Origin of the sequence: Comamonas denitrificans (assembly GCF_017368815.1) — a bacterium.
Classification (GTDB): Bacteria; Pseudomonadota; Gammaproteobacteria; order Burkholderiales; family Burkholderiaceae_C; genus Comamonas; species Comamonas denitrificans.
This window is the reverse complement of record NZ_JAFNME010000002.1, coordinates 50883-72651: the sequence shown is the minus strand read 5'-3', so window position 1 is coordinate 72651 and position 21769 is coordinate 50883. Positions and strand designations below refer to the sequence as shown.

Below are 21769 nucleotides of genomic sequence, written 5' to 3'. Positions count from 1 at the left end.
AGCTTTAGGCCAGCTTGCGCACCCGCACTGGCAGGCCCTGGCGCACCACGGCACCCGAGACCCAGTCGATCCACACGTTGTCCTGCTCCGGCCGGGTCGGGTCGGTGAAGCCCAGCGCGTTCAGGTTCACTCCCTGCCCATGCTGCGGGTTGTGCGCGGTGGGCTTGCCGTCAATCAGGTGCGCCACCGCCCCCAGCTGCCGGTGCCCATAGCCGTACTCGATGGCCACGGTGCCGCGTGCCACGCCGCTTCTCACCAGTGCCACGCCTTGCACCTTGGCCCCTGGGGTGCTCACTTCGATGGCATCGCCGTTGGCAATGCCAAAGCGTGCCGCATCTTCCTTGTGCAGGCTGATGGGGTTGTGCGGGTGGACCTGGCGCAGGCGCTTGACACCGATCGACATGCTGCTCATCAGGTTGGATTTGTACGAGCTCATGGTCAGCGGCCACTCAGACTCGGGGTAGTGCTCGCGCATGCTGGAGCCATCGGCAAAGCGCGTCGGGAACCAGCTGGGGCAGCCCATATAGCGCTCACCGGTCATGGAATGGCGCATCTTGGCCAGACCCTCGTGCCAGATTTGCACCGGGAACTTGTAAGCCGCTTTGATGTGGTCGTCTTTCCACGACTCGTCCACGGTGTCAAAGCGCCCGCCACGGCTCATGACCATGGCCACGCGGCGCACTTCCTCGTCTTTGAGGCGCTTTTGCACTTCGGGCATCCAGCGCGACAGGCCGGTGATCTCGATGTCGTCGTCGCTGGCCTCGGGCACGGGGCGGCCCGCTTGGTAGGCGATGTTGGAGATGCCGCGCACGTAGAAATCCTCGGCGCATTCCAGATCAACGGGCTCGCCGTCGCGGGTAGCCATGCCGCCCTTGCCAAAGCCGGGCAGCTGCAGCTCTTTGGCGATGGCAAACAGGAAGGATTCCAGGTTCACCGGCTGGCCGTCGGCGGTGCGGGCTGTGGCCGGTTCCACCACCGGCCAGCGCACGGTGGAGGTTTTGGCAATCACGTCGGCCCAGGGTGCGCCGATGCCCCAGCTCTCGTAGGTCACGGTGTCGGGCACGATGTAGTCGGCCAGGGCCGAGGTTTCGTTGATAAACGGATCGACCGAGATGAACAGCGGCAGCTTTTTCACATCCTTGATGGACGGCACCACGGCGTGCTCAAAGCCGGCGATGGCGTACACCGGGTTGGACATGTGGTTGATCCAGGCCTTGATCGGGTAGGGGTAGCCCAGCAGGCCGGCGGCCACCATCTCACTGCTCAGGTTGCCGGGCGCGGGGTACCAGGGCGCACGCGCCGGGTAGGGGTTTTGGCCAGCCTCTTTTTTGCGCTTGAACTCGCTGGTTTTTTCGTACGGAAAGCGCGTGCGCGACAGCGCCACACCGGTGGGCTTGACCTGCCCGTCGAACTGGGCGAAGTTGTAGCGCGGGCCGGGGCCAAAAGGGCCGAAGGGGCCGGCATCCAGCACCCAGCCGCCCTTGACGTTGAGGTTGCCAATCAGGTTGTTCAGCATGGCAATGGCATAGGCGGTGTAAAAGCCCGCGCCGCTCATGGTGCCGCCGTGCGAGTTGGCCACTGCGCGTTTGCCGTGGCTGGTGAACTCGCGCGCCAGGTCTTCGATCTCGGCCACGGGCACGCCGCAGATGTCTGAATACTCTTGGATCGTCTTGCGCCGCGCCTCGGTGCGCAGCATGACCAGCGCCGAGCACACGGCCACCGGGGCGGGGTCTTGCGCCGCATCCGGCGCGCGCGGCAGGGTCAAGCTGCGCTCGACAAAGATCTCGGCGGGCTGGGCGGTGGTGTGCGGTGCCAGGCTGCCGTCAGCCAGTTGCACCACGTACACATCTTCGGCCGGGGTTTTTTCATCCACGGGTTCAGGCATGGGCAGGCCAATGTCCGCGCCGCGCAGGAATTGGCCGTGGCGCGGGTGCTGGGGGTCGTTGATGAGCAGGTGCGTGGCGTTGCTCCACGAGGCCTCGCCCGCAGCGGCCATGGCCGCCGGGCCAGGCTGTGCCAAAAACTTCGCGTCGTAGCGCTCGTTGTCGATGATCCAGCGGATCAGCGCCATGGCCAGGGCCAGGTCGGTGGCCGGCTTGACGGGAATCCAGCGGTTGTTGTCGCCCGCAGCGTGGCTGGACGAGGTGGGCAGGATGGGCGAGATGACGACGTATTTGTAGCTGTTGTCCTCGCGCGAGCGGGCCTCGGCCAGTTCGCGGCCCATGCGCTGAAAGGGGTTGCCCGCCTGCGCCGGTGCCGTGCCCAGAAACAGGCCAAAGCGCGAGTTCTTCCAATCGGGCTTGCCGTGCGGCATGCCCGGAATGTTGCCCAGGGCCGCAGCCGTGCCCACGCGGTAGGTCTGGCCACAGTAAGCACCGTGGTTGGCAAAGTTCACCGTACCGAAGGCTGGGCCGGCAAAGCGCCGGATCAGCGGGGTGCGGCCTTCGTTGGAGGCATCGGTAAAGACCAGCTGGTTGGACTTGGGGCCGTACTCGGGATTGGCCTCGTCGATCAGCGTCTTGACATCGCGGATGGCGGCCAGGCCATCCACGTGGCCCTCGCCAAACAGGTCGCCACCGTAGCAGACCTCTTGAATCAGCTGCTCAAACGAGATGCTTTGCCACTGGCCCGAGCCGCGCGGGCCCACGCGCTTGAGTGGGGTGCGCACGCGGTAGGGCGAGGTTTGGTGCTCCAGCATGGCCGAGCCGCGCGCACACGACGTGGCGCGGCCTTCCAGGCCGTTGTCGCCGCCCAGCATGGCGTACACCTCGCGCACAGGGGTGGCCATGGGCGCGGCGTTGGTCGTGGCCAGCGGGTGGTAGGGGTTGCCGGCGATGCGGATGATTTCGCCCTTTTGCGTATCCACGCGCACGCGCACGCCGCACTGCGTCCAGCAGCCCAGGCAGCTGCTGGGGCTGACCACCTGGCCGGGCTGGGTGGTGAGCTGGCCGCTCACCGGGTCGATGCGGAACTCGGGCGTGAGCGAGTTACCGCGCGTGGCGCTGGGCGGGGCCGTGCCAGCGCTGCCGGTGAGCAGGCCCTTGGCACCTTTGGCCAGCACCTCGCCGTAGCCCGCCGCAAACGCGGTCAGGCCCCCGGCGACAGCGCCGCCGCGCAGCAGCATGCGCCGACGGGTTGCGTCAGGGGTTTGGGGAGTGTCGTTTTTTTTGTCGGTCATGGTTCACCTTTCATGGACCGCGCTGCTTTGCTATTTTTGATAGCTGCAAGCGCTGGCCTGGTAAGCGTTATCTACGTTTTTTTCTTAAATTGCAGCCACGGGGTGCTGGCGGGCTGGAAACAGCTCCAGCGCCCAGCTGATCAGCCCCACCAGGGCCACGCACAGGCCAGCCATGCCCAGAATGCCCAGCAGACCATCGCCACCCAGCGGCATGGTGTAAAGGTACAGCCCCGCGCCAAACTTGGGCACGCCCTGCACGCTCATGAACAGCGCCCAGCGGAAGGCCCAGGCGCTGCCCGCCAGCAAGGCCCCCAGTACCAGGCGGTAGTACGGGCAGGCCATGCGCGTTTTGCCGGCCAGGAGCACGGCCAGCACCGCCGCGCCGCCCAGGGCCGAGAGCACCATGCCCCAGCGCCACACCGGAAAGTCTTGCCACAACCGCGCCGCCGCCAGCAGCGAGGGCGCTTGCGCCATCCAGCCCAGCGCGACCCAGCCCAGTGTGGCCAGGGCCAATGCGCCGGCCAGCGCCAGGGCGATGCTGCGCAACAGCTGCAGTGCCGCCTCGTGCGGGCGCAAGGGCGCTGGCAAAAAGCGCTCGATGATGAACATGGCACCAATCGCCGCCAGCCAGCCCGTCAGCGCCAGGTTCACGGGCAGCCAGGCGGTATTCCACAGCGGGCGGGCCCGCACCACCATCACTTCGGCACCGGTGTAGGCCACGATGGTCAGCAGCGAGAGCAGCAACAGCGGCGCAATGGCCCGCATCCAGGCGGGTTTGCCCAGCCACCAGCTGGCGCACAGCGACAGCGACAGCGTGACAAAGGCCGGCAGCAGCAGTGCGCCGACCGACATCCACGACCAGGGCGTGAAGTGGGCATAGAAATGCCAAAAACGCGCCGGTTGGTGCAAATCGGCCAGCAGCGACACGGGCGCGGCAATGGCCGCAATCGCCAGCGTGACCACGGCCAGCGGGGTCAGCCGCGCCAGGGGGCTGCCCGCCGACGCAAACGCACAGGCTGCCGCCAGCAGCGCGGCACCGGTGGCCACGGCGACCAAAAAGAAATACTGCACGGCCCAGGGCAGCCAGGCGACTTCGTAAGCGGGGGTCAGGAGTTCGATGATTTCCATGGTTTTCTCCTTAATGCTCGGCCACCAGGCGCACGCTGGCCTGGCCGTCCACACCATTGACAAACTCATCGGGCAAGCCGATGTAGAACACGCGCGGCTGGGTTTTCATATCGGGCTTTAAGACCTTGATGCCGTCCGAGTGCGCTTGGTTGTGCGCCTGCATGCGGCGGTTGATTTCGCTGCCCGGATCGTTCAAATCGCCAATCACGCGCGCGCCGCCCACGCAGCTTTCCACGCAGGCGGGCAGCAGGCCCACCTCCAGGCGGTGCTCGCAGAAGGTGCACTTGTCGGCCGTTTGCGTCTCGTGGTTGATAAAGCGCGCGTCGTAGGGGCAGGCCTGCACACAGTAGCCGCAGCCCACACAGCGCTCGTTGTCCACCAGCACGATGCCATCTTCGCGCTGGAAGGTGGCCTGCACCGGGCACACCGGCACGCAGGGCGGCTCCTCGCAGTGGTTGCACAGGCGCGGCAGGCTGACCATGGCGGGCATCGAGCCGTCGGGCTTGTCAATTTCGTACTGCAGCACCGTGGTGCGGAACTGGCCGATGGGCGGCTGGTTCTCCACCGAGCAGCTCACCGTGCAGGCCTGGCAGCCGATGCACTTGCGGATATCGACCAGCATGCCAAAACGCTTGCCCGGCATGCCCGGGCGGCGCGGGGGCTGGTGGTGGGGATCGGGCAAGGCGCTGGCCTGGGCGGTACTGGCCAAGCCAAAACCGGTGGCCATGGCCAGCAGATCGTGAAGAAACCCGCGCTTGCCCATCTCGGGCAGGCGCACATCGCGGGCAGGAGTTTCTGGGATTTTCATGGCGATTCCTTGATATTTGTTTCAGGCAAATTTGCATCACCTACGCTGCCGCACAACCCGGTGGATGTGGCATGACGGCATCCATCGCTGCACTACCGCTATGGTTGCGCCATGAACCCTCCTTGGCTTGATGGGCACTGCAGCGGGCCGTCAAAAAGCGCCCAAAAGCGGCGTTGGCGGCGGTTCAGTCCTTTTTTCACTGGCTATTTAGAGTGAATACCTTCAATATTAATAAAATATTTGATTGACTATTTTTATCAAGTGCTTCAATAAATTATTGCTACAACTTTTGAGTATTAATAGCCAATAATTCATTTCAAAACACAGCTTGTGCGAAAGCCAAGGGGCCCAACCTGCACGTGACACGCCCACCCGGCAGGCAGGCAGGGTGCTGTGGTATCAATACAAGAGCTGTTCTCGCTGATAAAAAAAGGGTTTCAGGTGCTTTTGTTCCTGAAACCCTTTTTTTATCAGCGGTTGAAGCTATTGGTGTTGTCGGCCCCGGCGCTCTGCATCGTATTGCTGGTCGCGGGCGCGGTACAGCTGGCGGTCCAGTTGCTCGATCTCAGAGCGCAGCCGGTGGTGGCGCTGCTCAAAATCGCGCTGGATGCGGCGGCGTTCGTCGGCGTTTTTCGGGTCGCGCAGCTTGCGTTCCTCGTCCTTGTGGGTCTGGGTCAGTTCGCGCTCTTTGTCGTTGATGCGCTCTTGCAGGCGTTTGACTTCCTGCCGGGTGTCATAGATCGCACGACCCGCATCAAAGCGGCGACGAAACTGCGGGTCGATGGCCGCAGGGCACACGCCCTTGTACTGGCCCCCATTGGCACCAAGCGAGAAGGCGTTTTCAACCACGCAATACTGCTGCAGCCCCTGGGCATAGCCTTGCGCGTAGCGGCCCGTGTCGGCAGTCACCTGTGCTTTCGCACAGACGCTGATGCGCTCCTGCAGGTACTGCCGGTCGCGGCCCTTGGCGCCGTCTGCTTGGCCCAGGGCGTACCAGTCGGCATGGGTGCATTCTTCAGCGCTCATGACGGCGCAGCCGTTGAGCAGCAGGCTGCCCAGCAAGGCTACGCCCACCAGTGGCAGGCGCATGTGGCGCAAGGGGTGCTGCTTGCGGGTGGGGAGGCGGGAGGATAAGAACTTCACGGACGCTCCTTTTGGGACACAGTGGATGGATGGTGGGCCGCGGCCATTTTTATAGTTTGGTGCCCGGTTGAATCACGCGCAACACTTCCGCGCCATAGGCTTCGAGCTTTTTGGCACCAATGCCGCTGATGCCGTGCAAATCGGCCAGGGTTTGCGGGTTGCGCTGGGCAATGCCCACCAGCGTGGCATCGTTGAAGATGACGTAGGCGGGCAGGTCGTGCGCCTTGGCCACTTCGCTGCGCCAGGCTTTGAGGTTGATAAAGCGCGCCTGTGCGTCCGGCCCCAGGTCTTGGGCGGCGACGTTGGCCGGGGTGGCTTTGGGGCGGCGCGTGCGGGTGGCGGCCAGGCTTTCGCGCAGCAGCACCTGCACCTGGCCTTGCAGCACGGCGCGGGAGGCATCGGTGAGCGTGAGCGTGTCAAACACATGGCCGCTGTTTTCGCTGGTCACCTTGTGCAGGCCCAGTGCGCCGGTGGCCAGCAGCTGGCGCATGATGGCTTTGAGCTGCGCCTCGGAGTACTGTGCGCCCACGCCAAAGGTGGAAATGCTCTCGTGCCCGTACTGGCGCACTTTGTCTGAATCTTTGCCGCGCAGCACGTCGATGATGTGGCCCGCGCCAAAGGTCAGGGCGCTTTTTTGGTGTACGCGGTAGATGGTGGAGAGCAGCTTGCGCGCCGCATCCGTGCCATCCCACAGCGCGGGCGGCTGCAGGCAGTTGTCGCAGTTGCCGCACGGGCCGCTGGCTTCGCCAAAGTAGGCCAGCAGGCGCTGGCGGCGGCAGTCGGTGGCCTCGGCCAGAGCGAGCAGGGCATCGAGCTTGCCGCGCAGGATGGCTTTGAAGGCTTGCTCGGCCTCGCCCTCGTCAATCATGCGCCGCTGGTTCACCACGTCGGCCAGGCCGTAGGCCATCCACGCCTGCGCGGGCAGCCCATCGCGCCCGGCGCGGCCGGTTTCCTGGTAGTAGCTTTCGATGTTTTTGGGCATATCGACGTGGGCCACAAAGCGCACATCGGGCTTGTCGATGCCCATGCCAAAGGCGATGGTGGCGACCATCACCACGCCTTCTTCGCGCAAAAAGCGGTGCTGGTTGCCCGCCCGCACCTCGGGCGGCAGCCCGGCGTGGTAGGGCAAGGCGTGGATGCCGGACTGCTGCAGCTTCTCGGCCAGCTCTTCGACACGGCGGCGCGACTGGGCATAGACCACGCCGGCATCGCCCGCGTGCTCGTGCTGGATAAAGCGCTGCAGCTGCGCAAAGGCATCTTTTTTTTCGACGATGCGGTAACGGATGTTGGGCCGGTCAAAGCTGCTGATGAACTGCTGCGCGTTTTGCAGGTGCAGGCCCTGCACCATGTCGGCACGGGTCAGGTCGTCGGCGGTGGCGGTCAGGGCGATGCGCGGCACGCCCGCATAGCGCTCGTGCAGCAGGGCCAGTTGGCGGTATTCGGGGCGAAAGTCGTGCCCCCATTGGCTGACGCAATGCGCCTCGTCAATGGCAAACAGCGCCAGTTGCCCCTGGGCGTACAAGGCATCGAGCAGGCCCAGAAAGCGCGGCGTGACCAGCCGCTCAGGGGCCACGTACAGCAGCGTAATCTGCCCACTTTGCAAGCGCCATTCGACCTCTTGCGCCTGCTCGTAAGATTGCGATGAGTTGAGGAATGCGGCATCCACCCCGGCCTCGTGCAGCGCCCCCACCTGGTCGTGCATCAGCGCAATCAGCGGCGAGACGACGATGCTGCAGCCCAGCCCCTGCTGCTGGCGCACGATGGCCGGAATCTGGTAGCACAGGCTTTTGCCGCCGCCGGTGGGCATCAGCACCAGCGCATCGCCCCCGGCGGTGACGTGCTCGACAATGCCCTGCTGTGGCCCGCGAAAGCTGTCGTAGCCAAAAATATCGTGTAGAACGGAGTGCGGGGTGGGTGCCAAAAAGTATCCTCCAGGGTTTGCCAGAAGGGTATTTTCCCCTCAGCGGTTCACGATGGTGCTGAACGCGGTGGCGTTCTGTTTGAGAAAGGAGTGCTGAAATGAAAAACATCACCTCTGCATTCGGCTTCGCCCTGTTGCTGGCCTCGCCATGGGCAGCGGCGCAAAGCCAAGACAGCCCCAGCCTGTACCTGCAAGCGGGCAGCGGCAGGCATGGTGCTTATACCGCAACGCTGGGGGTGACCCTGCCCTGGAACTGGGCGCATGCCCTGGGCAGCGGGCAGCTGACGGGGGCGTGGGATCTGGGGCTGGGCACCCTCTCGGCCCGCCCTGAAGGGGCCCAGCGCCGCAGCGTGACCGCCTTGGGTGCGGGCATCAATCTGCGCTGGCGGCCCGCCCAGGGCGCATCGCGCTGGTTTGTGGAAGCGGGCACGGGCCTGGTCTGGCACAACCGCCACTACGCCAACGGCGATAAATACTTCAGCACCCGCTACAACTTTGCCTCGCACCTGGGCGTGGGGCGCAACTTCGGCCCCCAGGGCCGCCATGCCTTGGCGCTGCGGGTGCAGCACCAGTCCAATGCTGGGCTGAAAAAACCCAACCCTGGCGATAATTTCCTGCTGCTTCGCTATGCCGTGGCTTTTTAGAACGTGTTCATGATCTCCACGCGAAGGGGTGCGGGATGCGGATCGGGATGGGCTGCAAGGCGCAAACCACAGACATAGCGGTAGCTATGGCGAGGATTTGCAACGCCGCAGACCGCCCGAGGCCGCGACTGCACACCCGCGAGGAGGTTGTGAACACGTTCTTAGAACGTGACAGACCCCGTAATTTAAACTTTTACAAATAGCTGCTTGCGCTTTAAAAACAAGCAATTTCATAAAAAACAAGCTTGAAATTGTTGAATTTAAAGCGCAAGCAGCTCCTTTTTTTATTGTGGCCAAAGAAAAAACCCTTTTTACCTGCAACGCCTGCGGCGGCACCTCGCCGCGCTGGTTGGGCAAATGCCCCAGCTGCGGCGCGTGGAACAGCCTGGTGGAAACCGTGGCCGAATCGGCCAGCGGTGGCAAAAACCGCCTGGGCACGCCCCAAGGCTATGCCGGGCTGGCCAACGCCCAGCCGGTCACCCCGCTGGCAGCCATCGAGGCGCAGGATGTCGCCCGCACCCCCAGCGGCCTGAGCGAGCTGGACCGCGTGCTGGGCGGCGGCGTGGTCGAGGGCGGCGTGGTGCTGATCGGTGGCGACCCCGGCATTGGCAAATCCACCCTGCTGCTGCAGGCCATGGATGCGCTGCAGCGCAGCGGCTTGCCCACGCTGTACGTCACCGGCGAAGAAAGCGGGGCGCAGGTGGCGCTGCGCTCGCGCCGTTTGGGCATTGAGGGCAGCCAGGTCAATTTGCTGGCTGAAATTCAACTCGAAAAAATCCTGGCCACCATTGATGCCGTGCAACCGGCGGTGGCGGTGATTGACTCGATCCAAACCGTGTACTCCGACCAACTGAGCAGCGCCCCCGGCTCGGTGGCCCAGGTGCGCGAGTGCGCCGCCCACCTCACCCGCATGGCCAAAAGCACGGGCATCACCGTCATCTTGGTCGGCCACGTGACCAAAGAGGGCGCCCTGGCCGGGCCACGCGTGCTGGAGCACATGGTCGATACGGTGCTGTACTTTGAGGGCGACACGCACAGCCCGCACCGCCTGATTCGCGCCATCAAAAACCGCTTTGGCGCGGTGAACGAAATCGGCGTGTTCGCCATGACGGAAAAAGGCCTCAAAGGCGTTTCCAACCCCAGCGCTATTTTCTTGAGCCAGCACAGCGAGCCGGTACCCGGCAGCTGCGTGCTGGTCACGCTGGAAGGCACGCGCCCGCTGCTGGTCGAAATTCAAGCCCTGGTCGATGGCGGCAGCCCCGCGCCCCGGCGCCTGTCGGTGGGCCTAGAGCGCGACCGCCTGGCGATGCTGCTGGCCGTGCTCAGCCGCCACGCCGGTGTGGCCTGTGCCGATCAGGATGTGTTTGTGAATGCCGTCGGTGGCGTGCGCATCAGCGAACCGGCAGCGGATTTAGCGGTGATGCTGGCCATCACCAGCAGCCTGCGCGGCAAACCACTGCCGCGCGGCTTTATCGCCTTTGGCGAAGTGGGCCTGGCCGGCGAAATCCGCCCCGCCCCGCGCGGCCAAGAGCGCCTGAAGGAAGCGGCCAAGCTGGGCTTTACCACCGCCATCGTGCCCAAGGCCAACGCCCCAAAACGCGCCATCCCCGGCCTGAGCATTCACGCGGTGGAGCGCGTGGATGAGGCGATGGACACCTTGCGCGGCTTGGAGTAAGGGCTGCGCACCCCCGGCGTAAAATCCGCCGCGTGAGTGCCCTATCCCATAAATTCGATTGATTTGACCGAAAGAGACCGTCCCCATGACCACCACCACGGCCCCCGTTGAACTGACCGCCCACGACCTGAACCCCGCAGGCGATTTTTACTGCCCCCACCCCAAGGCCGACATGAAGCTGTGGAACAGCCACCCCCGCGTCTATATCGACGTGGGCCACGATGGCCAAGGCAAGTGCCCGTACTGCGGCACCGTGTACCAGCTCAAAGCGGGTGAAGTGTTTAAGGGCGGGCACTGAACCTGATGGGTGGGCAAGCCTGTGCAGGGTGTGTGTCACGCCCTTAAGCGCACAAGCACGACACCACAGAAAAAAACGCACACCTCGTGCTGTATGACGTGCATGACGTGCATGACGGGGGTGCGGTTTTCTTTTTTCTAGCCAGTGCAGGAGGGCGCGGCAATGCAAAAAATGGACATCGTGATTGCCTGGGTTGATGGCAGTGATCCCGTATGGCAGCGCCGACGTGCCCAGTATGCGGGCGAAAGTGAGACGGCAGCCGCTGCTGAAGCAACGCGATTTGCCAGCAACCATGAGATTTATTTTTGTATTGCTTCGATCCTGAAGTACGTTCCATTTTGTGGAACTATTTTTGTAGTGACCGATGGACAGACTCCGGCGTATGTGCATGAGTTTTCTGCACAAGGGTTGTGCGCTCAAGGACAAATAAAAATAATTGATCACAAAGAGATATTTGAAGGATACGAGGAGTTTTACCCCACCTTTAATTCACTTTCGATTGAAAGTCTATTATGGAAAATAAAGGACTTATCTAAATATTTTTTGTATTTGAACGATGATTTTTTCTTCAATGCGCCAGCCAGCATAGAAGACTTTATCAGAAGAGAAAAAGTAGTGCTCCGAGGTCATTGGGAAAATAACTTTACCATCAAAATAAAAACAGGACTCAGGCGGGCGATTGCAAATATTTTTGCAAAAAAACCAGCGGCCAAACATACCGTGTCGCAAATGTTGGGCGCAGAAGCGGTGGGCTTGAGAAAATTTTTCAAAGTCCACCACCACCCACACATCCTAGACAAGGACTCGCTGGCCCAATTTTTTCAGCAATTCCCCGATGTATTACACCGCCAGATCCGACATCGATTTAGAAGCATTGATCAACTGAACCCCGTAGCGCTCTCGGTACATCTCAAAATAACACGGCACGAAGCGCTACTACAGCCCGATGTGCCTTTAGCATATTTGAAGAATCTGCAAGGGGTACCGGATTTTTTGAAAAAAATAAAAGATGAAGAAATCAAGTATGGTTGCATGCAAAGTTTAGATCAGCTACCTACATCTCAGGCGCAAGAGATAAATTTTGCAATGTGTGAGAAATTCAAAGAATTTTTGCCCCTTGCCATGATTGAAAGTCATCATGAAGATTGAAACTTATCTGATTAACCTAGACGGTAGCACGGCCAGGCTTGCCAGCGCCAAAGAGCAGCTGGATGCTGCAGGTTGGGCATTTAAGCGTTATGCAGCATACGATGGTCGTGGAAAAAATATCCGTGACTTTACCAACTATGACGACCGCCAGGCCAAAAAAATATTGGGCCGCAGTCTGCTTAATTCAGAGTTGGGTTGCTATCTCAGTCACTACGGCTGTGTGGAAAAATTCTTGCAAACGGATGCAGATTATCTAGTGGTGCTGGAAGATGATCTGCGTATAGATAACAATTTTTCATCTACTCTGCAAGAGATTCTGCATTATTTGCACTCTCAAAAAAATATAGAGTGGAGCTTGATCAATATTGCCGCAAAAAAAAATAAGATAAGCCGAGAAATTTTTCGTACCCATGATTACTCTTTGGTGCGCGCCTACTATTTTCCTATTCGTGGCGTGGGGTTGGTTTGGAGCCGGCAGGGCGCACATGATTTTTTGAAGATGGCCCAAAATCCCTGTCTTCCGGTAGATATTTTTTTCCAAAATTGGCTGATCAAAAATGGTAAAGGTTTGAGTATATGGCCGCCATTGGTCAGACCTGCGGGGCTAGATAGCGATATTTTGGGAACCGTAGCCACGGAAAGGGTCAGGCGTAAACAAAAAGAGAATAGAGATTTTTCATTTTTTATGAAAAAGCAACTACGTCTATTAAAAAATAATATTTTAGCCTATATTAATTTTCTGTCGTTTAAATCCTAATGTCACAAAATTTTGAAATTCATGTCATTTCTCTGAAAAACCAAACGCATCGCCGAAAAAAAATAGAAGCGATTCTTGAGGGGCAGTGCCTCAAATGGTCATTTTTTGATGCGATTGCTGGCGAGGATATCTCTAATTACTTAGGAATGTACAATCGTGAAAAAAGACTAAGAAATCTGGGTTATGACTTGAGAATCAACGAGATCGCCTGTTTTATTTCGCACCGCACGCTCTGGGAAGAGTGTGCGCGCAAAGGTATTCCATTTCTCATACTGGAGGATGATATAAAAATAAAATACTATGTTGGAGACTTTGCTCAGGCAGCTCAAATTGTTCATTTGATCATTGAAAAAATAAAAGCAGAATATCTTTTTGTAAGGCTTGGAAACCTATTTGATAGAAAATTTCAGATCTTACAAAAAATTTCTGATGATTTCAATATCGTGAGGTATCAGCGCGACCCGTCCACGGCCATGGGCTACATTATTTCCCCCCAAGTTGCGGAGATTTTGGCAGCGCAGAGCGAAAAGTTTTTTTGTGCTGTGGATAACTATATGTGGCGTGGCTGGGATCATGGTTGCTGTCTGCTGGACGTGTCACCTGCTGTGTTTTTTACTTCAGATGCCGATACGCCATCCAGCATTGGGGATCGTTCTAAGCCAGCCATCGGATTTTTAAAAAAAATAAAACGAGAGTATTTCCGCGCTTTGGATGCTGCACAACGCTCTCGGTATGAGAAAAAAATAATTAAAGAATTGCTAAATTATGAATCCAAGCTTTTTAACTGAAGACCGCTACCGAGATGCAGTATCCTTTCTGGTTAATGCTTCAGTTTTTTTATTTTTTTCACTTTTACTTGCAACAAAATATGGGCATTCGCTAGCGATGGTACTTATGCTGGTGGCAACGCTTCTGGCTATACCTTTGAAGCGCAATAGCAAAATACCCAAAGAGATAAAATTTGCCTCTGGATTTTTGTTGTTTCTTGGATTTTTTTGGAGCCACACCTTTGATGATCTTTTTTCTTTGAGTCTCAAAGGTGATTATCTGGTCAGATATATTCTGGGTGCTTGGCTGATGGTGGTTTTAAGCAAAGTGCCAATCAATCCCCACGCTGTGCTCTATGGACTTTCTGCAGGCGGTATTGCTGCAGGAATCTTGGCCACCATGCAATATGAGGAAATGGGCCGTGCTGAAGGTTTTACCAATGCCATTCGGTTTGGTGATCTTGCTATCTTGATGGGTATTATTTCATTAAGCGCCGCAATGCTCAAATTTTTCTCAACAAAAGAGCGCACGTTTTTTGCGATAGCAAGTTTTTTTGGATTGCTAGCGTCTATTCTTTCTCTTTCTCGGGGCGGATGGCCTGCTTTAATCGCCATCCCAGTTATATTTTTTTTCATTTTTCGAGAAAGTAAAAAAATAGCATTATTTTTTACGCTATCTCTACTACCAATTTTTTTAATTTTTATTAATCTACCTCCAGTAGAATCCAGAATACAAGAAGCTACTAAGCAGATAAATGGCTATTTTGATGAGCACGAGCAGTATGTGCAAACATCGCTGGGAGCTCGCTTAGAGATGTGGAAAACCGCTTTGCTAATGGGTAAAGAAAAACCATTTACTGGATGGGGTGATAAAAATATTCAAAACAAACGGCTGGAGTATGTTGAAAAATCAATTTCAAATCCTGTCATTATGGAATACAACCATGCCCACAATGACTTTCTTGAGATGTGGGCACGCAGAGGAATCATTGGCATCATTGCTTTAATCGGCATCTATCTTATACCAATTTTATTAATAATATCTTTTTATAGAAAAAACAATTACATCATAAAAAATAACGAAAGATTAATATCTATTAATAAATTTCTGGTGATCTCAGGAGTTTTAATTTATTTCGGATACTTTATATTCGGCTTGTCTGATGTGTTCTTCACATTTGTTATAGGACATAATTTTTATTTATTTTCTTTGATATTTATATTGTCTTCCATGCAATGGATTCAAAAGGAAAATTCAAAATAACAAACTGCCGGATTTGCAAAGTATGCATCCGTGCCACAGAAAAAAATAATCCATAAAAAAAGGCCACTGATCGTGGCCTTTTTTATTTTCAGGATGAAAACGCTTACCGAATCAACATCACCGGAACGCTGCAATTGGCCAGCACCTGGGTACTGACCGAGCCCATCACCAGCCGCCCCAGCGCCCCGTGGCCGTGGGTGCCCATGATGATGAGGTCGTACTTTTCGTCCTCGGCAATGCTGGCAATGATATCGCCGGGGTGGCCAACTTCGAGCCGCTCTTTCGGGAAGATGCAGCTTTGCTCCAAGTACTTGCGCACGGGATCGAGCACTTTGGCTCCTTCCTCGCGGTAGTACTCATCCACCATTTCCTTGCTCAACACCGCACGGGCGCGCGGGGGGATGGCGGGCAGCACCGTCAGGGCGGTAAAGGTGTTGCGCCCGGCGTTGATCAGCTCATCGTGAGCGCACAGGTAGGCCAACATTTTTTTGGAGTAGGGGCTACCGTCAATGGCCAGCAAAATTTTCATGGTCAATCTCCCAAAATTCTAAAGTGAGGGGTAAAGGGTACCGGGTGCAGGCCAGCAGACTGTGCCTGCCCAGTGGTGAATGGGTGCCAATAGCGCACGATCATAAAGCTTGCGCCAGCCCTTGCTGCGCTGGCGCAAGGGGCAAGCGCAGCGGCACCCGCATGCTGGCGCTTGCTTGGGTGAAAAAACAAGGAAAGCACCAAAAAAACCATGTCATAATTTTAATGAGAATTATTCTTGTTTACATTTATTGTCATGAAACCATCCTCTCTCACCCCGGCGCACCCGCCCCATCCCGTGGCCTTGGCCACTTTTTTAGTGTTCGGTCTGGCCCAGGCCGCCACGGCGGCTGACGATGCCCTGCTGGCCGCCGCACCAGCTGGGCAGCACACCTTGCAAGCCGTCACGGTGACGGCCACCATGACCGAGCAAGAGGCCCGCACCGCGCCCGCCAGTGTGACGGTGGTGACCGAGGAGGAGCTGGCCCAGCGCAATGCGGCCAACCTGCTCGATGCCGTGCGCGGCACGCCGGGGGTGACCTTTCAGGGGCGGCAGGTGGGCGGGCGCAAGACGCTGGCGCTGCGCGGCATGGAGGGCAAGCACACGCTGACGCTGATTGATGGGCGGCGCATCAGCGCCAGCGATGACGTGATTGGCCACTCCGACTACCAATACGGCTGGCTGCCCATGGCGGCGGTGGAGCGGGTGGAGATCATCCGTGGCCCGCTGTCGGCGCTGTACGGCTCCGAGGCGCTGGGCGGGGTCATCAACCTGATCACGAAAAAGCCGAAAGACCGCTGGATGGCCTCGATCAGCCTGTCTGGCGCGACGGGGCTGGATTCGGACACGGCGGCAGATGCCTTGCGCACCTCGGTGTATGCCGCTGGCCCGCTGGGCGAGCAATTCAACCTGGCCATCAACGCCGAAAAGTCTTACCAGGGCAGCACCGTGCTGCCGGAAGACCGCGCCCAGTCTGAAATCGAGGGCAACCGCACACGCAGCCTGGGGCTGACCGCCAGCTGGCAGCCCGTGGCCGGGCATGAGGTGGAATTTGGCGTGCAAGACGGCCTGGAAAAGCGCGATTCCGATGACATCAACCGCACCCCCACGTACTACCACAACCGCTACGAGTTAGATCGCACGCAAAAGCACGCCAGCTGGAATGCCGATTGGGGCAATGGCTGGCGCAGCCAGTTGCGGGCCTACCGCAGCGACATCAGCATCCGCAACTTCCGCAACAACGGCGTGGCCGCCACACGTCCGCAGGACATGCGCGACAGCGTGGTGGACGGCCACGCCAGCACGCGCTGGGGCAGCCACCAAATCACCGTGGGCGGCGAATGGCGCAAGGAAGAGCTGGTCAATGCCGGGCTGAAAAACGGCCAGGACGAAGCCACGCACAAAGCCCTGTTCGTGCAGGACGAGTTCGCCCTGGGCCAGAACCTGATGGCCACCCTGGGCCTGCGTGGCGACCACCACGAGATTTTTGGCTCAGAAGTCAGCCCCCGCGCCTACTTGGTGTGGGAGGCCAGCCCGAACTTGGTCGTCAAGGGCGGTTATGGCCACGCCTTCAAAGCGCCCACGCTCAAGCAGATTTCGCCCAACTACGTCGGGGCCGAGGGGCCGCACTCCTTCCTGGGCAACGGCAACATCCAGCCGGAAACCTCCAACGCCTTTGAGCTGGGCGCCAACTGGCAGGCCGCGCCGCAGCTGGCGCTGCGGGCCACGGTGTTCCATACCGAAGTCAAGCAGCTCATCACCTACCGCCTGCTGCAAAAAATCGGCCCGCGCAGCATTTACCAGTACGACAACGTGGATGCCGCCCGCATCCAGGGGCTGGAAGCGGGCTTCACCTGGGACATCACCCCGCGCCTGCAGTGGAACAACGATGCCACCTGGCTGCACACCCGCGACAAAACCACGGGCCAGCAGTTGAACGACCGCCCGCGCGTAGCGTGGAACTCCACCCTGGTGTGGCAGGTGCAGCAATGGCGCACCCAGCTGGGCGCGGAAACCACGGGCAAGCAGCAAAGCGCCAGCGGCAAGCTGCCCACCTACACGCTGTGGAACGCCAGCGTGGGCCGCGCCTGGAAGCTGGGTGGCGAGCGCCAGTTGCACCTAAGCACCGGCATTCAGAACCTGGGCAATGTGCGCATGCAGGAGGAGTCGCCCAACTTCGGCTGGGCCGAACAGGGGCGGCGCTTCTTTGTGAATGCGCGGATGGATTTTTAATCTAAAAACAATAGCTTTTTCCGCTTTATAAATATTGATTTCAGATATAAAACTATCTGAAATCTATTATTTATTTGCGGAACCAGCTCTTGATAACTACCCCCTGCGGGGTTGGTCTGGCTGCAATGAAAAAAATTTTCCAATTCTGGTGTGCCTGGCTGCTGGCACTGGGCTGCAGCGCGGCCTGGGCGCAGCCGCCCGGTGCGGTGCCCTCGGCCTCTGCGCAACAGCCGCCGCTGTCGGTGCTGTTCATTGCCACCGGCAACGTGCCGGCAGGCAAGTTCCGCCAACTGGCCGCGATTGCCGCGCCCTACGGCGTGGCGGTGCAGGTGCGTTACCTGCACCGCATTGCCAAGAACAGCGACGGCGGGCTGTGGCAGGGGCACGACGCGGTGTTTTTTGACAGTTACCTGGTCGACGAAGTGCGCGAGCACCTCGCCCCCGCCCTGCCCCACCTCACGCAGCCGCACATGTGGCTGTACGGCCCGCAGGCCCAGGCCAGCGGCCTGCCCGATGCCGTAGCCCAGCGCCTGCACCCGTTTTACGTGAATGGCGGGCGGCAAAACTTCGAGGGCTTTTTCGCCACCTTAAGCGCCCACCTGCGCGGCCAGCCTGCGCCAGCGGTGGCTGATCCGGTGCTCTACCCCAAAGCGGCGATTTACCACCCCAAAGCAGCGCAGCAGGTGTTTGCCACCGCGCAGGAGTATTTCGCCTGGAAGGGCGTGAACCCTGCCGCGCCGCGCGGCCAGCGCCCGGCCATCGTTGGGCTGGCGCTGCACCAGCAGTACATCGCCTCCATCCAGACGGCGTTTATCGACGACCTGATCGAACGCATCGAGGCCAGCGGCGCCATCGCCCTGCCGTTCTACACGCCCATGATGGAGCCCAAGGGCTTCACCCGGATGTTGCAAGACGCGGCGGGCCACCCGCTGGTGGATGTGCTGATCACCACGCAAATCATGCTCAACGCCGAAGACCGGCGCACCGAGTTTGCCGCCCTGGGCGTGCCCGTGCTGCAGGCCATGCCCTACCGGCGCGGCGAGCCGGCCGACTGGGAGCACGACCCGCACGGCGTGGCGCTGATGGACGTGCCCTTCTACCTGGCCCAGCCCGAATACGCGGGCGTGACCGACATCCAGGTGGCCGCTGCCACGCGCAAAAGCGATGAGCAAATCGTTGCCATCGCCCCGCAGGCCCAGGCCGTGGTGAACAAGGCCGTGCGCCTGGCCAAACTGCAAAGCACGCCCAACGCCGACAAGCAGGTGGCGGTAATGTTCTGGAACTACCCGCCGGGGGAGAAAAACCTCTCCGCCTCGTTCCTGAACGTGCCGCGCAGCCTGCGCCACGTGCTGGACGGCATGCAGGCCGCCGGTTACGACACCACCACGCCGCAAGAAGACGCGCTGATCGAGCAGCTGCAGCACCTGCTGGCCCCGGCCTACCGCGCAGGCCGCTTGCAGCCCCTGTTGCAAGCCAATCTGGCCGAGCTGCTGCCGCTGGCCGACTACCGCGCCTGGCTGAAGCAGCTGCCCGAGGCCACGCAGGCCGCGCTGCATCAAGCCTGGGGCGACCCGGCGCAGTCGCGCATGGTGGTGCGCCGGGGCGGGCAGGACTTTTTCGTTATCCCGCGCCTGCAACTGGGCAAGGTGCTCATCCTGCCGCAGCCGCCGCGCTCCGACGGGCAGGTGAGCAAGGAAAAAGCCATCTACCACTCCACCACCGCCCTGCCCTCGCACTACTACTTCGCCACCTATTTGTGGACGCGCCAGCGCGCCGATGCGCTGATCCACTTTGGCACCCACGGCACGCAGGAATGGCTACCGGGCAAGGAGCGCGGCCTGTCCGTGTACGACCCGCCCCTGCTGGCGCTGGGCGACATCCCCGTGGCCTACCCCTACATTGCCGACAACATCGGCGAAGCCACCCAGGCCAAGCGCCGGGGCCGCGCCACCATCATCAGCCACCAAACGCCGCCCTTTGCCCCTGGCGGCCTGCACGCGGCGCTGACGCACATGCACGACCTGCTGCACCAATGGCTGGCGCAGGACGAAGGCGCGGTGAAAGAACGCACCGCCATCGACCTGCTGGCCGCCGCACAAAAAGAGCGCGTGGTGGCCGACCTGGGCCTGACCGTGCCCCAGGTGCAGGCCGACTTTGCCGGTTTTGTGCGCCAGTTGCACGACCACCTGCACGAGCTGGCACAAACCGCCCAGCCGCAAGGGCTGCACTCCTTTGGCAAAGCACCTGAGGAGCTGCACCGCCTAGGCACCGTGCTGCTGATGCTGGGCCAGCCCTTTTGGGATGCCGCCGCTATCCACGCTGGCGTGCCGCCGGAAGATGCCGATGAAGCCCTGGTCGGCCCCTGGGAACAACTGGCGCAGACCGTGCCCTACCAACTCTTACAGCGCCACGTGGTGCAAGGCGAACCCGTGGACGACCTGCCCGAGGCGCTGCAAAAATCTTTGCAGCAGGCCCGCACCGCCTACGCCAACCTGGGTGCCCAGGGCGAGCTAACCGGCCTGCTGGCTGTGCTGGATGGCAAGTACCTGCCCACCTCCTACGGCGGCGACCCCATCAAGAACCCCGATGCCTACCCCACGGGGCGCAACCTCTACGGCTTTGACCCCTCGCGCGTGCCCACCAAGCAGGCGTGGGAGGCAGGCAAGCAGGCCGCCGAAAACCTGATCGCCGAACACATCCAACTGCACGGCAAGGCCCCGGAAAAACTCACCTTCAGCCTGTGGTCGGTCGAGACCATGCGCCACTTCGGCCTGCTGGAAGCGCAAGCGCTGTGGCTGCTGGGCGTGGAGCCGGTGTGGGATGCGGGCGGGCGCGTCACCGGCGTGCAGTTGGTGCCGCGCGAACAACTGGGCCGCCCGCGCGTGGACGTGGTGCTGTCGGCCACCGGCCTGTACCGCGACCACTTCCCCAACGTTATGAAGCAACTGGCCCAGGCCGCGCTGCTGGCCAGCCAGGCCAGGGACGAAGCCGACAACCCCGTGGCCCGCAACGCCCAGCGCATCGCCCAGCAGCTCATCGCCCAGGGGGCCGCCCCCGAAGTGGCCGCGCAGGCCGGGGCCACGCGCATCTTTGCCTCGGCCAGCGGCAACTACGGCACTGGCCTGGACGATGCCGTGCTGGCCAGTGATACCTGGAGCGGCAAAGAGGAAGGCGACCGCAAGCTGGCCCAGCTTTACCTGTCGAAAATGCAATACGCCTATGGCCCCGATGAAAAACAATGGGGCCAGGCCGGCGTGGCCGGGCTAGAGGGCCGCCAGGGCGTGAACCTGTACGCCGAGCACCTCAAGGGCACGCAGGGCGCTGTGCTCTCGCGCAGCTCCAACCTGTACGGCATGCTGACCACGGACGACCCCTTCCAGTACCTGGGCGGCATCGCCCTGGCCGTGCGCCATCTCGATGGCAAAGCGCCCGCGCTGTACATCAGCAACCTGCGCGGCGCAGGCAGCGGCCGGGTGGAAGGCGCGGCGCAGTTCCTGGCCAAAGAGCTGGCCACGCGCCAGTTCCACCCCGGCTACATCCAGGGCTTGATGCAAGAAGGCTACGCCGGCACGCTGCAAGTGCTGGATGCGACCAACAACTTCTGGGGCTGGACAGCGGTGGCCCGCGAAATTGTGCGCGACGACCAATGGCAGGAAATGGTCGATGTCTACGTGCGCGACAAGCACAACCTGGGCCTGACAACGTGGTTTGAACAGCAAAACCCGCACGCCCTAGCGCAAACCATGGAACGCATGCTGGAAGCCGCCCGCCAGGGCTACTGGCAGGCCGACGCGGCCACCGTGCAAGAGCTCAAAGCGCGCTGGCAGGATTTGTCGCAACGCTTTGACGTGCGCACCGACAACGCCGCCTTTGCCGCCATGGTTGGGGCCAGCGCCCAGCCGGGCATCGGCTTTGGCATGGCCGCGCCCAGCGCCACACCCACCGCCGCCGCGCCCCAGGGGGCCCGCGCTTTGCCTGCACCACCGGCGGCCGCAGCGCCAACACCCAAGCGGCCCGAACCGCCCGCCGCAGAACCGCCGCCCGCGCCACCACCGGAGCCAGCGCCCGAACCGCCGCCACCAGAAACGGAGCAAGCGCCCCCGCCCATCAGCGGCGTACTGCTGCAGCCCGTTACTGCGCCCGATGCGCCCGACAACCCGCCCTGGCGCCATCTGGCCCTGGGGCTGGGCCTGGCCACCATCACGGCAGGCGGCGCATGGCGGCAGCGGCGCAAGGCAATGCTATAAATAAAAATAGCTGTTTGCGAATTAAATAA

General features: G+C 60.3%; 15 protein-coding genes. 9 read left to right on the top strand and 6 right to left on the bottom strand.

What is annotated here, in order from left to right:
• Window positions 1-4: 4 nt before the first annotated feature.
• The 5 genes from J1777_RS01250 to recQ form a co-directional block, all read right to left on the bottom strand.
• A complete protein-coding gene (locus J1777_RS01250; protein WP_207574015.1) occupies window positions 5-3178 on the bottom strand; it encodes a tetrathionate reductase subunit A in 3174 nt (1057 codons plus the stop codon).
• 84 nt (window positions 3179-3262) lie between these two features.
• Window positions 3263-4306: an NrfD/PsrC family molybdoenzyme membrane anchor subunit gene (gene nrfD, locus J1777_RS01245; protein ID WP_207574014.1), complete on the bottom strand. Its 1044-nt coding sequence runs from the start codon at window positions 4304-4306 to the stop codon at window positions 3263-3265.
• A 10-nt stretch (window positions 4307-4316) separates the two neighbouring features.
• Window positions 4317-5114 carry a sulfate reduction electron transfer complex DsrMKJOP subunit DsrO gene (gene dsrO, locus J1777_RS01240; RefSeq protein ID WP_207574013.1) on the bottom strand — a complete coding sequence of 266 codons (798 nt, stop codon included), beginning with the start codon at window positions 5112-5114 and terminating at the stop codon, window positions 4317-4319.
• Between the two features lie 483 nt (window positions 5115-5597).
• A complete protein-coding gene (locus tag J1777_RS01235; protein ID WP_207574012.1) occupies window positions 5598-6257 on the bottom strand; it encodes a DUF2799 domain-containing protein in 660 nt (219 codons plus the stop codon).
• 49 nt (window positions 6258-6306) lie between these two features.
• Window positions 6307-8178 carry a DNA helicase RecQ gene (recQ, locus tag J1777_RS01230; protein WP_207574011.1) on the bottom strand — a complete coding sequence of 624 codons (1872 nt, stop codon included), beginning with the start codon at window positions 8176-8178 and terminating at the stop codon, window positions 6307-6309.
• Between the two features lie 98 nt (window positions 8179-8276).
• Between recQ and J1777_RS01225 the strand changes: the two genes are divergently transcribed.
• The 7 genes from J1777_RS01225 (at window position 8277) to J1777_RS01195 (ending at window position 14732) form a co-directional block, all read left to right on the top strand.
• Entirely contained in the window at window positions 8277-8822 is a 546-nt protein-coding gene (locus J1777_RS01225) for an acyloxyacyl hydrolase (RefSeq protein WP_207574010.1), read from the top strand.
• 289 nt (window positions 8823-9111) lie between these two features.
• Complete coding sequence (gene radA / locus J1777_RS01220; RefSeq protein ID WP_207574009.1) at window positions 9112-10497, top strand: DNA repair protein RadA; 1386 nt, start codon at window positions 9112-9114, stop codon at window positions 10495-10497.
• A gap of 85 nt (window positions 10498-10582) precedes the next feature.
• Window positions 10583-10795, top strand: coding sequence for a zinc-finger domain-containing protein (locus J1777_RS01215; protein ID WP_207574008.1), 213 nt, complete (start codon window positions 10583-10585; stop codon window positions 10793-10795).
• 162 nt (window positions 10796-10957) lie between these two features.
• Complete coding sequence (locus tag J1777_RS01210; protein WP_207574111.1) at window positions 10958-11944, top strand: Stealth CR1 domain-containing protein; 987 nt, start codon at window positions 10958-10960, stop codon at window positions 11942-11944.
• Window positions 11934-12701 carry a glycosyltransferase family 25 protein gene (locus tag J1777_RS01205; RefSeq protein ID WP_207574007.1) on the top strand — a complete coding sequence of 256 codons (768 nt, stop codon included), beginning with the start codon at window positions 11934-11936 and terminating at the stop codon, window positions 12699-12701. The genes J1777_RS01210 and J1777_RS01205 overlap by 11 nt, the downstream gene beginning before the upstream one ends.
• Window positions 12701-13489: a glycosyltransferase family 25 protein gene (locus J1777_RS01200; protein ID WP_207574006.1), complete on the top strand. Its 789-nt coding sequence runs from the start codon at window positions 12701-12703 to the stop codon at window positions 13487-13489. Before J1777_RS01205 ends, J1777_RS01200 begins: the two co-directional genes overlap by 1 nt.
• On the top strand, window positions 13467-14732 hold the full coding sequence (locus J1777_RS01195; RefSeq protein WP_207574005.1) for an O-antigen ligase family protein: 1266 nt from the start codon (window positions 13467-13469) through the stop codon (window positions 14730-14732). The genes J1777_RS01200 and J1777_RS01195 overlap by 23 nt, the downstream gene beginning before the upstream one ends.
• 103 nt (window positions 14733-14835) lie before the next feature.
• Here the strand turns inward: J1777_RS01195 and J1777_RS01190 are convergent, their stop codons facing one another.
• The gene (locus tag J1777_RS01190; RefSeq protein WP_207574004.1) at window positions 14836-15261 is read right to left on the bottom strand and encodes a universal stress protein; all 426 of its coding nucleotides are present in this window, start codon (window positions 15259-15261) and stop codon (window positions 14836-14838) included.
• Between the two features lie 255 nt (window positions 15262-15516).
• Here J1777_RS01190 and J1777_RS01185 point away from each other — a divergent pair, with 255 nt between their 5' ends.
• Both J1777_RS01185 and cobN read left to right on the top strand, forming a co-directional pair.
• Window positions 15517-17493, top strand: a complete 1977-nt coding sequence (locus J1777_RS01185; RefSeq protein ID WP_207574003.1) for a TonB-dependent receptor plug domain-containing protein — start codon at window positions 15517-15519, stop codon at window positions 17491-17493.
• 125 nt (window positions 17494-17618) lie between these two features.
• Window positions 17619-21740, top strand: coding sequence for a cobaltochelatase subunit CobN (cobN, locus tag J1777_RS01180; protein WP_207574002.1), 4122 nt, complete (start codon window positions 17619-17621; stop codon window positions 21738-21740).
• The last annotated feature ends 29 nt before the right edge of the window (window positions 21741-21769 follow it).

Bases quoted from the DNA above. Each gene is read 5' to 3' on its own strand.
- J1777_RS01205 (WP_207574007.1), top strand. From the start codon at position 11,934: ATGAAGATTGAAACTTATCTGATTAACCTAGACGGTAGCACGGCCAGG.
- J1777_RS01185 (WP_207574003.1), top strand. From the start codon at position 15,517: ATGAAACCATCCTCTCTCACCCCGGCGCACCCGCCCCATCCCGTGGCC.
- J1777_RS01195 (WP_207574005.1), top strand. From the start codon at position 13,467: ATGAATCCAAGCTTTTTAACTGAAGACCGCTACCGAGATGCAGTATCC.
- cobN (WP_207574002.1), top strand. From the start codon at position 17,619: ATGAAAAAAATTTTCCAATTCTGGTGTGCCTGGCTGCTGGCACTGGGC.
- J1777_RS01200 (WP_207574006.1), top strand. From the start codon at position 12,701: ATGTCACAAAATTTTGAAATTCATGTCATTTCTCTGAAAAACCAAACG.
- J1777_RS01215 (WP_207574008.1), top strand. From the start codon at position 10,583: ATGACCACCACCACGGCCCCCGTTGAACTGACCGCCCACGACCTGAAC.
- nrfD (WP_207574014.1), bottom strand. From the start codon at position 4,306: ATGGAAATCATCGAACTCCTGACCCCCGCTTACGAAGTCGCCTGGCTG.
- J1777_RS01210 (WP_207574111.1), top strand. From the start codon at position 10,958: ATGCAAAAAATGGACATCGTGATTGCCTGGGTTGATGGCAGTGATCCC.
- J1777_RS01250 (WP_207574015.1), bottom strand. From the start codon at position 3,178: ATGACCGACAAAAAAAACGACACTCCCCAAACCCCTGACGCAACCCGT.
- J1777_RS01190 (WP_207574004.1), bottom strand. From the start codon at position 15,261: ATGAAAATTTTGCTGGCCATTGACGGTAGCCCCTACTCCAAAAAAATG.
- J1777_RS01225 (WP_207574010.1), top strand. From the start codon at position 8,277: ATGAAAAACATCACCTCTGCATTCGGCTTCGCCCTGTTGCTGGCCTCG.
- dsrO (WP_207574013.1), bottom strand. From the start codon at position 5,114: ATGAAAATCCCAGAAACTCCTGCCCGCGATGTGCGCCTGCCCGAGATG.